Annotated in this window: 11 protein-coding genes; 7 read left to right on the top strand and 4 right to left on the bottom strand. The window is 61.2% G+C overall.

Annotated elements, in window-relative coordinates; all coding sequences use genetic code 11:
* Positions 1-431 (top strand): HNH endonuclease signature motif containing protein (locus ACX80X_RS20690; protein WP_252613422.1); only part of this gene is annotated, 431 nt, incomplete at its 5' end.
* 391 nt (positions 432-822) lie between these two features.
* Here ACX80X_RS20690 and ACX80X_RS20685 read toward each other — a convergent pair.
* Both ACX80X_RS20685 and ACX80X_RS20680 read right to left on the bottom strand, forming a co-directional pair.
* On the bottom strand, positions 823-2,004 hold the full coding sequence (locus tag ACX80X_RS20685; protein WP_459313232.1) for a tyrosine-type recombinase/integrase: 1,182 nt from the start codon (positions 2,002-2,004) through the stop codon (positions 823-825).
* 154 nt (positions 2,005-2,158) lie between these two features.
* On the bottom strand, positions 2,159-2,803 hold the full coding sequence (locus tag ACX80X_RS20680) for a hypothetical protein (RefSeq protein ID WP_459313230.1): 645 nt from the start codon (positions 2,801-2,803) through the stop codon (positions 2,159-2,161).
* 227 nt (positions 2,804-3,030) lie between these two features.
* On the opposite strand from ACX80X_RS20680, the gene ACX80X_RS20675 reads away from it, so the two are divergent.
* From ACX80X_RS20675 to ACX80X_RS20660, 4 genes are all read left to right on the top strand, one after another.
* Positions 3,031-3,174, top strand: coding sequence for a hypothetical protein (locus ACX80X_RS20675; RefSeq protein ID WP_459313228.1), 144 nt, complete (start codon positions 3,031-3,033; stop codon positions 3,172-3,174).
* Positions 3,175-3,439: 265 nt separating this feature from the next.
* Positions 3,440-3,829 (top strand): hypothetical protein, encoded by a 390-nt coding sequence (locus ACX80X_RS20670; protein WP_459313226.1) that lies wholly within the window; start codon positions 3,440-3,442, stop codon positions 3,827-3,829.
* Positions 3,826-4,224: a helix-turn-helix domain-containing protein gene (locus ACX80X_RS20665; RefSeq protein WP_459313224.1), complete on the top strand. Its 399-nt coding sequence runs from the start codon at positions 3,826-3,828 to the stop codon at positions 4,222-4,224. The genes ACX80X_RS20670 and ACX80X_RS20665 overlap by 4 nt, the downstream gene beginning before the upstream one ends.
* Positions 4,225-7,106: 2,882 nt before the next feature.
* The gene (locus tag ACX80X_RS20660) at positions 7,107-7,373 is read left to right on the top strand and encodes an endonuclease VII domain-containing protein (protein WP_459313222.1); all 267 of its coding nucleotides are present in this window, start codon (positions 7,107-7,109) and stop codon (positions 7,371-7,373) included.
* Positions 7,374-7,875: 502 nt separating this feature from the next.
* On the opposite strand, the gene ACX80X_RS20655 is transcribed toward ACX80X_RS20660, so the two are convergent.
* Positions 7,876-8,811: an HNH endonuclease gene (locus tag ACX80X_RS20655; RefSeq protein WP_459313220.1), complete on the bottom strand. Its 936-nt coding sequence runs from the start codon at positions 8,809-8,811 to the stop codon at positions 7,876-7,878.
* A gap of 345 nt (positions 8,812-9,156) precedes the next feature.
* Here ACX80X_RS20655 and ACX80X_RS20650 point away from each other — a divergent pair, with 345 nt between their 5' ends.
* Both ACX80X_RS20650 and ACX80X_RS20645 read left to right on the top strand, forming a co-directional pair.
* The gene (locus tag ACX80X_RS20650; RefSeq protein WP_459313218.1) at positions 9,157-9,468 is read left to right on the top strand and encodes a helix-turn-helix domain-containing protein; all 312 of its coding nucleotides are present in this window, start codon (positions 9,157-9,159) and stop codon (positions 9,466-9,468) included.
* 218 nt (positions 9,469-9,686) lie between these two features.
* Positions 9,687-10,391 carry a hypothetical protein gene (locus tag ACX80X_RS20645; protein ID WP_459313216.1) on the top strand — a complete coding sequence of 235 codons (705 nt, stop codon included), beginning with the start codon at positions 9,687-9,689 and terminating at the stop codon, positions 10,389-10,391.
* Between the two features lie 97 nt (positions 10,392-10,488).
* Here the strand turns inward: ACX80X_RS20645 and ACX80X_RS20640 are convergent, their stop codons facing one another.
* Positions 10,489-11,286: a hypothetical protein gene (locus ACX80X_RS20640; protein WP_459313214.1), complete on the bottom strand. Its 798-nt coding sequence runs from the start codon at positions 11,284-11,286 to the stop codon at positions 10,489-10,491.
* Positions 11,287-11,490: the final 204 nt, after the last annotated feature.

The following is an 11,490-nucleotide window of genomic DNA, read 5'->3' as shown; positions in this document are numbered from 1 at the left end:
CCCGCCACCTGATCGCCGACGGTGCCGAATCCTTCCACCGCGTCCTGATCGATCCCCGCGATGGCGCACCGCTCGAGATCGGCCGGACCAGCTACCGGCTCACGAAAGCCCAACGCCAATGGCTCAGGTTGCGCGACGGGAAATGCCCGTTCCCCGGCTGCAGCAACCACTCCCTCGACAACGAAGCCGACCATATCCTCGCCTGGGGCCACGGCGGCACCAACGGGATCAGTAATCTCGGCCAGCCGTGCCACAAACACCACCGGCTCAGACACACCACCGCATGGAAACCCACCACCGCGGGCAAGAATGAACCACCCGGTTGGATCTCACCCACCGGACGGCACTACGCGAGCGAACACCCCGACTGGGAACCACCGACGTTGCCAGCACCGGAAACAACAGGAGCCTTATGCACCACGCCGCCTTAGCGCGGGCCATGTCGCGGGCTGGGTATTGAGGCGCAGCGTCAGCCGCGGAGTCCGACAAGCCGGAGTGCCACAGCCGCGCCGCAATAAACCGGCGTGCCACAGCCCGTCGCAATAAACATGCGGCCGGTGTCCGGCCGCGCCAGCTCGGTAGGGCCTCATGTGTCCGGCTGCCCAGCTCGGCAGGGCCTCAAGTGTCTGTGAGGATCCGCTCGCGCCTGTGGGGGGAGGAACGCAGAAACCCCCGCCGCTTTTGCAAGCGGCGGGGGTTTCATATGTGCCCTCGATTGGAATCGAACCAACGACCTTCTGCTCCGGAGGCAGTAGTTTTTACCTTGCCGGCATTGAGTCCTGTGCCCAATAGGTGACATCAAAGTGACATGGAGTCCAGCGTTCAGCGCCAATCCATGCCCTGAAGTAGGTCATTTAGCCGGCTAGCACTGTCGTGGAGATCGTCGTCAAAGAGGCCGGCATAAGTGTCCAGCGTCAGGGTGGCGGACGCGTGGCCAGCTATGCGCTGGACCACCTTGACGTTGGCGCCAGCGCTGATCGCCAGGGAGACGGCGGTATGCCGCAGATCGTGGAAAGTTGGCGATGGGAAGTCGGTGTCGCCGGCTGCCGCCCGTTTGATAGCGGGCTTGTAGACGTTCTTTGTGAAGTTGCCATTTCGAAGCACGGTACCTCGCGGGCTCTGAAAGACCCTCGCGGTTGAGGGCGCCCCTTCGACAGCTTCTCTTAGCCGATCAGCGATTAGCCGGGGGATGGGGACCTGCCGGTCCTCGCCACCCTTGGTCGGGCCGAGGATCAGCTTGCCAGAGACTTCGCTGTAGGCCTGGGTCACGGCCAGCATCGGTTTGTCGCCCAGTCGCACGTTGCCCACGGTGAGTGCAGTTACTTCTCCCCACCGCAGCCCGCATGTTCCCGCCAGCATCACCATGAGAGCGCCGTCCCCGGCCTCGTGGGAGATGGCGGCAAGTTGCTTCATGGTGAGGTACGTGTGGCGCTTGACGGGTCGGGCGTCGGGAATGTAGTCGGCGCGACCGGTGGGATCCTTCGCGGGGTTGGCTAGCAGTAGGCGCTTCCTGACCGCGTAGCCCATGATGCGACCAAAAACCTTGCTGACGAGTTCCCGCGTTCGGGCGCCGGCGGGCTTGCCGTCCATTCCCTTGAGTGAGGTAATCCATTCACTAGTGGCATCGTAGTCGACGTTGGACACGCGAGTTATGCCCCATCGTGGCTCGATGTAATTTTCGTAGAGACGAAAGTAATTGTCGTAAGTTTTGGGGGTCACCGGCCGTCGACCGTTAGCCCCCACGGTCTTGACCCTGTCCAGCCATTCAAGGGCCAACTTGCCCACTGTCATCTTGTCGGCGAGCTTCGGGTCTACCCACGAACCCGAGCGAATGGCCTGCCTGGTCGATGCCTGGAAATCTTCGGCTTCGACCTTGGTGGAAAAGCGTTTTCGGCGGCGCACCTTGCCCTTTACCGGGTCGTCGGCCAGCCAGTCTACCTGCCATCGCTTAGACCTCGCGCCGGGCTTCCACGCGCCGTCTACCTTGAGATCCGTTATCGCCATGCAGCAAGCCTAGGTGACAGTGTCTATAAAAGGCAGACATTACGCACGAAAGGTTCGCCATCGCGGTCAACAGCCGCAGGCCACCGTCACCGACCGGTCACCAGCCTTGCTCGCGAGTCCCCTTTTTTAACGTCGAGTCCCGTTCGTGGGCCGGCTAGTCGCCAGCCGTCCTACCTCTCCGTTCCCGCATCTCGGACCAGATCTCGTTCGATTGATCCTGGAAGGCTGAAGTGATAGCCGCATTGCGGCCCGTGCCCTCGAGGATTCCTTTGGCCCGAGCGCGCCGGAGCCGCGCAGACCAGGTGTCGACGCTTTCTCCCGTCCACTCCGCCAGCCGCTTTATTGGTTCCACCGACACGGCACCAAGGGCTACGTAGGCCGTTGCTACGTGAACGTAATCCCGATCAGTCTCGACCCGCGACGGCAACGGGGTGATGTCCCTGCGAACGTCGACGACGGATAACTGCTCGTGCCGGTCGCGCATCAGCGCGCGGGCATGCGCCATGGGCATGGCGCGAAGGACCGAGGTCGTGATCCCGTCCCAGGCTTCGGTCTGGCGTTCACCTGGCGGCGTGAGCCCGTAGTGCATGGATTCAAAGTCGATTTTCAGCTGGTTGGGTTCGCGGAAGTTTCCCATCGGGTTGCCCACAATCCAGCCGATCTCGACGTCGAGGCCATTGACCCTGTACGTGGCGAACAAAACGGTACTGCCGTCCTCGCCCGGCCTCTCTTCGGGGCCATCTGGGCTCCCAAGATATACAACGTTGGGGGAGAGCTGGGGAAGTGCCGATGTCGTCATGCGACGACGGTAGCACGGATTAGATGGCAGGTAAAAGGTGTTGAGCACTGTTGACATGGCAAGCAAACGGTGTAAGGTTCATTTCATTAAACAGATTGGCTGCCAGCCGAACTGTGCTCTGGTAGATGAAAGGACTCAAGTTGAACGATCGCTCAGCACGGAATTCGCCTCCGACACCGTCAGGAACTGCTCCGGATCCGACTTCCCCATACCTGACGAGGAAGCAGGTGGCCGCCTACCTCAACGTCTCCGAAAAATGGCTGGCCCAGTCGGGCCGCGCCATGGGGCCGCGGTTTCACAAATTTGGAGCGCAGTGCCGCTATTCCATCGACGACGTCGTGAACTGGGCCCGCCAGCAGCGGGCGTCGTGAACAGTGACCGTGCCGCTGCCGGCGACCTGCCGTACGGCAGCAGCAACGTCATTGCTAACAGCGTTCACACTGCAGCCATGCAGGCGGCCTGGGCTACTTCTTGTCCGGGGATGATGCCGAACCCGGCGGTCAGATGCCGTTCATCGGCTGACCTACAAACAGTCTGGTCAGTCCATGCAGCGTCACCTATTACGGCCATTTCCCACTTCCCGGGCCTCTGATGCCCACACTCCTGTCCTTTTCCGCCCAACAAATGGAGATATTCATGTCCACATTCACTGAACCGACGTCACCTGAGGCCGTTCCTACGCCGCAGACAGCCGAACCGCCGACTGCCGAAGTGGACGGCGCCAACAGCTCCGCGTTCTCCGCGATGAACCCGTTCCTTACCCTCTGGCTCCACGCGATCGCCAGCGACGGCAGCCTGCCGTCCGATGCGCCCGAAGTGGCGAGCGTGATGGCCCGTTTCGTTGGTACCGGCCGCGTTGCCTTCACTGACTGGCAGCGCATCAACGCCGCGCTTGGGCGCGACAGGAGGGATCTCGCGGTGTTCGAGACCATGTCAGAATTCGCGTTGGAGGGATACCTTGACCGCGACGCCGACGACCGGTTTGTCTACGGCTGGTCGCTGCTTATTCCGGAGGCGGAACTGTGAGCGTAGTACCGAGCCAGCCGTCGCGTCCCTTGCAGTACGCGGTAGCAATTCGGGAGTCCGGTCTGCCCTCGGGGGTCAAGGCGACCTGCTGGGCGATTGCCACCTTTGCCAATAACAAGACGGGTCGGGCCTACCCGACCCGGAAAAGGATCGCTGAGGCGGTTGGTCTGTCCGAGGAAACCGTTTCAAAGCACACGGGCGTTGCCGAGGCAGAGGGGTACCTGCGCAAGGACCGAAAGTTCAACAGCTCGGTCGACTACTACATCACCATCCCTGCCCCTGCGGCGGCAGAAGCCCCGGTGCCCCCGGTCGCCGGCACCGAAACGGAGTTGCCGCAGTGGCGAGTGGAGTTTGAGCGCTGGCGCGCAGGCGGGGATCTTCCCGAGGCACGCTAACCTCACCCCGAAATCGCATGGGCGGTACCCCGATAACGCCAACCGGGGGATCGCAACATACCCCGGGGGCTACCGCACGAAGCCATCCTCCCCTATGCGGGATTTATGCTCCCGGGCCTCCGAAAAAACCACTCCCTAACTACCTCACCAATAACTACCTCAGGTAGAACGACCTCAAGGAGTTCTACCTCATCAACAACTACCTCAATGGCAACTACGTCTCCACCGGTCCTGCACTGTGCGGATGAACTGTTGGTGCCCCTTGCCTAAAACAAGGGGCGCCTCTCCGATGGAATGGCGAACCAGGCAACTCCGTTCCTAGCCAACTATTGCCTGGTCAAGGAAAGAGATGACCCTTGCCGTGAGGGCAAGGTCATCCGCGTCGGTCCGCGACCGAACCATCGATTCGGCTGTGAAGGCAAGCGAGCGCCGCGCAGCCCGGAGGGCGGAGCAAGCTCCGCGTAACTCAACATTCCATGCATTGCTCAGCGTCAATGCAACCAACCCGACAAACAAGAACCCGAGGTCACCATGAAAGCTTCTACGTCCCGCTCCGCCCAGGACCGGGTTGAAACACTCCGGCAGACGAGGACCTTTGATTCCACAAAGACCCACTATGTGGGTCTCGGACTTTGCCGCGCTTGCGCAGCGCAGGCTGCGTGGGGACACCAGCTGGGGTTCTCCAGGGTCACCAAGCCGCCCTGCCACGTGTGCCAGCCGATCGTTGATAGGTTTCCTCGCGCCAGGCCAGGAAAGTGGAGCTCCTCCTCACCGCGTAGCGGGGCCAAGTTCTCACTCGGGCTCCGCCCCGACATGGGTCAGTAGCGGCCTTGTACGGGGAAATTCTGACAACGGTAGCCATGCACGGCTCCCGGAGTCCGTCCCCGCCTGACAGCGTCAATAGAAACGCCCCACGGCTCCGGCGTTGAACAGCTGCGGAATGAAGGAATGGGCCGACGTTATTCCGGTTCTTCGGGCCGTTGCCTTTCCCCCATGAAAGTGGCGAGCACGATTCGGCTCACGCCGTCGCGCCCCAACGGCACAATAACAATGTTGCCGTTGGCGAAGCGGCTTCCCGGCACACTTGGCTTGGCAGGGCCGAAGGGAAACATGTGCATGGCCTCCAGCCAGCGGTGTCGGAGTCGCCCACCTGGCTGTGCCCGGACCCTCCCGCGGTGGCGCGAAACCTTCTCCCTCGATAAGTGCCAGAAAGCCACACGACAGGCCCTGCACGGAGCATTTCTGACAACGGTGCTGGTGCGAGGCAGCAGAAGTCCCTCGTCGGCGACAGCGTCACCAAAGGCCCGCTGGCGGGTTGTTGACCGGCCGCGAAGCAGTGCGTGAAACCGGACGAGCGCATGGCGGGGGAGGCCTTGTCCTTCCAATGCTGGATGATGCCGGCGGACCACGGCGTGCAGTCACCATTACCGGGCCTCTAAGTAATAGCCGAAGCTCACCATGACCGGGTCAGAGTCCGGGAGTTCCGATAATTTGCTGCCCCTCAGTGGCGGTGATAACCACAATGATGTCTCTGCGCCGCAATAGTGCTGCCCGTTCGCCTTGAGCCCCTCCCCGCCTGGCCGCGGATCCGATAGCCACCCCCTCAACCGGAGACTACTTGTCTGATCCAAACTTTCACACCCCCGCCGAAGCCGAGGAGGCAGTAAGGAGCATCCGGACCATGTACGTGGCTCGGCGGGCGGCCGCAAAACTCAGGCTTGTGTCGTGGACGCTCGCGGGCTACGTACTGGCAATCGATGAGTCGTCAGTAGCATGCCCCGTTAAGGCGACTCTTCGAGCCATGGTCGCCGGGGCGGGTGCGCGCCACACCAGCGTTGACCGGGAGACGCTGTGCCATGTCACCGGGGTGCGTCGCGAAGCCACAATCACCGCGCATTGGCAACAGGCCCGGACCTCGGGACTTCTGGCGAGCAGACAAAGGTGGAACAACACCTCCCTCCATACGTTCCTTATTCCCGGGACCGACTGCTCGGCGGACGAAACGGTGTGGGGAGAACCAAAGGGCGGATGGCACGTTTGGACGCCTGATGACATCGTCTGGTGGGAGAGCCTTGACGGCGAAGGGCCGATTCTTCCTCCCTGGGGTGACGGCAGGCCGCCGTTTTGACCCACCGTATTCTAAATAAGGCGAGCTATAGCCGGAAGGCTTGCGAACCTTATGGCCGTTGGCGGCGTCAGGGCGCTGTTGCCCGGTGCGCCCTGACGCCGAAATCTTCCCTGGACCAATGACACAAAAAAACTCAACGGCTATGGGGTCGCTTAGGCGACCACCGCTCCGCTGGCTCAATATAAATGGCACGGTTGCCCTCCAAGGGCAACAAGTACGCAAGGTGTTGAAGCGTCCACGACACGCCAAGTGTCGCGGACCAGACCAGGTCCGATTCCTGACCTGTCGGCCTTGTGGGCCGACAGGTCCGTGAAGGAAAGAGCCAGGTGCCGGCGGGGCGTCGTTCGCCCCGCCAGAAAAGCCGAAATAATAAATCATACTTATTAGTTTCTATCCCGTACGGCACCGTGGGCGCTACCACGGCCGGGAAGGCGCAGTGAGCGCTTTTGGGTCTCCCCCCAGGGGTCTGAGGGGAGTGAGCTGTCCAGGAACCCGCAGCGGGCGACTTTGGCACACGTCGGCCCACCGTGGCAGGTCTTGCCCGTACTCTGATCACAGGTGATGGGGCGCACGCCCCACTCTGAGGAAGATAGCAAGCAGATGGAGCGGGTGGTTTCGCTCCTCGGAACGGGGAGGTAGGATGCCTGCGCGTGGGACTATCCAATGCCATAGCTGCGGGCGATTCCAACCCCTGGCTGACTTCTTTGCCCGTGGCGTAGCGCTGGTCATGTGCACGCGCTGCACAGTGGCCAGTGTGGACCCGGTGTTTGCCGCACGCATTGGCCGGCTCTACGGCATCACGGCCGTCGAGTATGCGGCGATGCTCCTGGACCAGCACAACCTGTGCGCCGTATGCGAGAAGTTGCGTCCACTGCACGTCGATCACTGTCACATTACCGGGAAGGTGCGGGGGCTGGTGTGTAGGCCTTGCAACACTGGCATGGGCATGTTCAATGACGATGCCGACCGGCTGCTAGCCGCAGCGGAGTACATCACCTATCACAAAGACATGATGGACTGACGGAGGAGAACTGTGATCGTTGAGACCGAGAGCACCATCTTTGCACTGGACCTTGTGTCCATGAGGCTGAAGCGCATGCCACGGGACAGTCCCATCGTGGTGGAGAACCCAGGCGAGGGGTTGCCGGCGGTCGTGGCCTCACTGCGTCTGGATGGGGAGGTGCTTGGGATTCTCGACAACGCCTCGGCACGCCCGCACCGGAGGTCGGGCCTGATCCCAGGTTGGGGTTTTCCGGCTGTGGGCGCGTCGCCGGTTGGGCGGCCTGCTCGCTCGTGCAGGCACGAGAGGCCGGAGGGGTCCAGAGCCGTCGGCAGAAGAACGCGAAGGCCAGGGATCCGCTTCATAAGCCGCGGAGGTGGGCTCAAAACGAGCCATTAACGCGCGCAAGAGACGCAGGTGAATCTGCGAAGCACCGTCTATGCGCCCGCAAGAGACGTAGGCGCGCCAGATCGTGCATTGCCTCGAGGCCGGAGACGCAGGTGAGACCAAGCCGCTAAGTCCATCATGCGTTTAGTTCTCGCCAAGTGAGGTTGTCCCGGATGGCCCTTATGGTGCCATGGACCACGCCGTATTCCCTGGCCAGACGAGCTATTATTCCCCGGGTGCCCGGTAGTTGGGCTCGAATGTCGTTGACTTGTTCCTGCGTCAGCCTTGCGCGGTAGTGTGTCTCGCCTCGTTGCACTGTTCCATGCTGGACCCTGTCGTAACCATTTTCTGCCGGCGTGGCCCAGCGAAGATTGTCGGGTGTGTTGTCCATCGAATCCCCGTTCCTGTGGGCGGCATGCATTCCGGGCGCCGGCCGGGGACCGTGCCACGCCTCGCACACTAGGATGTGCACCGCTTGGGGATTCCGGCTCCCGCAGTGGACGATAGCGTAATCGCCCTCCTTGATGAACGGCTTGAGGATAATCATCGTCCTCCCGCGGACTCTACCGAGGGAGCTGACCAAATAGCCTTCGAACGGTGTTGGCCGCCATTCCTCGCCGACGATCTCATCGTCCGGGTGGACGACAGAGAGGATCTCATCGATTCTCAGCCGGTTGGCATTGGCCCTGGCCTCCCGCTCCCGTTGGGCGAGGATGTACGGCGATGGTTCGCTGGTCGGGTGGGCGCGGATTTTTCCTCGGGCAATCGCAGAAATATACGACTGGGTGCAGCCGAAGAGCGCAGCAATCTCGCGCTGCTTCATTCCTTCCGCGATCACTTCACGCATGCGGGCGACTTCTTCGTCGGTAAATCTGGCGAATGAACAGCTCATGCCCCGAGTGGCGGCATAATTGCCAGCGGCCACCCTATCTGCCATGTTCTCCGCATGCGTTCCTAGCCTCAGGTGGGAGACTTCCACGCATGAGGGGACGTTGCATGAGTGCAATACCAATTGGTCCCCGGAAAGAATCTCGCCGTGCTCGAAAAACCATGCCATGCGGTGGGCAATCATGGTCTTACCGTGAAACTGGAACTTCCCATGTCCACTTGCGGTCTTGCCCGCAGTCCAAAGCAAGCACCCACCCTCTCCCGGGCGCGTCTTATCGTAGAAGCGCTCACGATCTGACCTTCCCGGGGGTCGCGCGACGGGATGATCACTATCCGATCTGGGTCCAAGTCTGCTGCGTTCCTTGGATTCCGTTGGCTTAGATCCCACGGCACCCTCCGTGACAGGAGGAGTTCTCTTCCCCGGTTGTGGTGTCTTCATCGTCCGCTCACATCGTGTAGGCGAGCACCATCCGGTGCATGTATCACTAGTAGAGCAGACAAGCCTGACATTATTGGTTGGCATTGATCTATGCCCACTCGCCCGCACCAGTCCTCTCAGGAGCAGACGCTTCGGTGGGGTGAACGTCGGGCAATGGTCGGGGCGCGAATTCGAGAGCTCCGACTGGAGCAAGCACTCTCCCAAGAAGCGTTGGCCCTGGAGTCTGGCTTGAGCAGAAATATGATCATCGGCATCGAGTGGGGCCGGAAGAGCGTGGCGTACGAGCGCCTTTGGGATATCGCCGACGTTCTGGATGTACCGATCAGCCAGCTTCTTCTCCCGCCAGATTCAGCTGCCAAGACTTCCCCTTACCGGGGCGGTCGGCGACCCATGGGTCGATAGCCCCGGAAAACCGTTTGCCATGCCCGGACGCGGACCTCCGCCGCGACGCGGTCGCTTCCGACGGGGAAGACACATCTATGGTCGTTCCATCGACCCTGGCGGCCGACCCGACGGTGCAGCGCCAGGTTCTGCGGCCGCGAAGTTCCCACACGCCTTCAAGGCACACACCGCAACCTGACTGACCGCCCCACAATGCGTGACAGCCGACGGACGCCGGGATGGTCGACGTCGGCGATGATGGTTCTGTGAACAGCGCTGACGAACCAATTTTCAAGGTAGTGACGGTACCCGACTCCGCAGACGCTCGACTGTTCGTCGAGCTGTCGAGTTACGGGGCGGATCTCGCAGAGGCTCGTCATGCCCTCGATCTCGCGATCAATTCGCGCGGCGAGGGCTCTCAGCTCGAGGACGCGGCAGCCTACCTGATTGCCTTCGCGGTCGTAGCATACTGCCGCACCTATTTCCCCTCGAAAGTTCGGAAAGCATTGACCGCCCACATCGTCATCCCGGCCGAGCTCTCAGACATTCATGCGCTGGTCGGGGCATTTAGGAACACCACGATTGCACATTCCCAGTCGAACCTAGCGACAACCTTCCCGGTGGGTTTCCTCGATTCTGCAACTCTTCGAGTGCGGGACGTGGCGGCAACAACTGTGTCGCAGACGCTGCCTCCCAGGCTGGTTGATTGTTTTCGCGAGCTCGTTGGAGTAGTGGACGACCTCCTCTTCGACGTGACCGAGCCAGTACGGAAAAGGCTGGTCGAGAACTTAAGCGGTTCCGATCTGGCGAGAATGATGGAAGTGGGCGGACAGCTGCGGATAGTAGACGCTTCGGATGCAGACTTCGCGCCACGCACGAGGAGGCGGCCCTATCCGACCGCACACACCGTGTACTGGTCGGCGACGCCACTGCCAGTCGACTGACCCGACGGGCGTGACATGACGGCGGCGCAATTTCCCATTCGGTTCTGTGCTGACCAAACAGTGCCAGCCGACGGTAGTAACACCACCGAAGTTGATGCTAGATGAGACTTGCCTCCGCCCGGGCAACCAACGCCCTCACCCTGTTCCTCGTCACAGCGTCAAGTTGATCAAGGTTGTAATCACGCAGAGTCCACATAGTCGGACCCGGGCCAGCTTGGGTAAAGCCCTCAACCACGGCATCCGCCATAGGTCCAGGCCTGACGCCCCTGACGAGCTTGACGGCAAGCTCCCTCAGCAGCCAGCGGTTCATATCCCGGCCAAGGCGTGCCAGAAGTTCGATTGCGTGGCTTCTGATCGCGGGAGAGTTAGTGGTCTGAGCCGCACGTTCAGCGAACCGCCCCGGCTCGTCAACATCCTGAAAACGGAAGGACTCGAAGTTGAGCGCTATGGAGCAAAAGTTACCGAAGGCTTTAGTGAAACCCTCCGCATCCGCATTCCACATGGTTTGAATGTCTGAGTTGTACAACTTCGGCATCGTGTTGAGGTAGTAGAGATCAACACCAATGTCTGCCGGGTCCAGGTTCTTCAGCCATTCCAGCAACATCAGCGCTTTAGCGCCGATGCTGCCCTCGCGCAGGGTAGCCACGAACTCATCCTGCAAGTCAGCGTCCGTCTTCGTCGATGCAGCGGGAACGCTAATGACATCAATCAGAGCTTGTTCAAGCTCCTTGGCACTCCCATACCGCTTCTCCGGCTGCATGTTAGTAGTCTTCGTGATTATCCCCCGTATTGGGTTGGTCAAGACTGGAGCGAAGTCCGGCCACACACCTTCCGTCAGGTACTGAGCAAGTTTTCCGAGGGAGTAGACATCCGCAGGCTCCTTCACATCCTTCATGCCGGATGTTTGCTCCGGCGAGAAGAACGCTCGGGTTCCGCCGCCCACGCCCGTTCGCGTGAGAATTGTGGTATCCCGTTCGACGGGCACCGAGAGGCCGAAGCCCTACGTGTCAGGCTGGAACGGTGCCACTGGGTCATAGCAAGTCCGCTTGATCGCGTGGGGCGAGAACCAGGAATCTAATCATTATGTCTAGTCCAGTTT

The organism is Pseudarthrobacter sp. MDT3-1 (assembly GCF_054510755.1).
The sequence above is the reverse complement of the archived record's forward strand: the minus strand, read 5'-3'. Positions and strand labels throughout refer to the sequence as shown.

Bases quoted from the DNA above. Each gene is read 5' to 3' on its own strand.
- ACX80X_RS20680 (WP_459313230.1), bottom strand. From the start codon at position 2,803: ATGACGACATCGGCACTTCCCCAGCTCTCCCCCAACGTTGTATATCTT.
- ACX80X_RS20650 (WP_459313218.1), top strand. From the start codon at position 9,157: ATGCCCACTCGCCCGCACCAGTCCTCTCAGGAGCAGACGCTTCGGTGG.
- ACX80X_RS20685 (WP_459313232.1), bottom strand. From the start codon at position 2,004: ATGGCGATAACGGATCTCAAGGTAGACGGCGCGTGGAAGCCCGGCGCG.
- ACX80X_RS20655 (WP_459313220.1), bottom strand. From the start codon at position 8,811: ATGATTGCCCACCGCATGGCATGGTTTTTCGAGCACGGCGAGATTCTT.
- ACX80X_RS20640 (WP_459313214.1), bottom strand. From the start codon at position 11,286: ATGAAGGATGTGAAGGAGCCTGCGGATGTCTACTCCCTCGGAAAACTT.
- ACX80X_RS20645 (WP_459313216.1), top strand. From the start codon at position 9,687: ATGGTCGACGTCGGCGATGATGGTTCTGTGAACAGCGCTGACGAACCA.
- ACX80X_RS20670 (WP_459313226.1), top strand. From the start codon at position 3,440: ATGTCCACATTCACTGAACCGACGTCACCTGAGGCCGTTCCTACGCCG.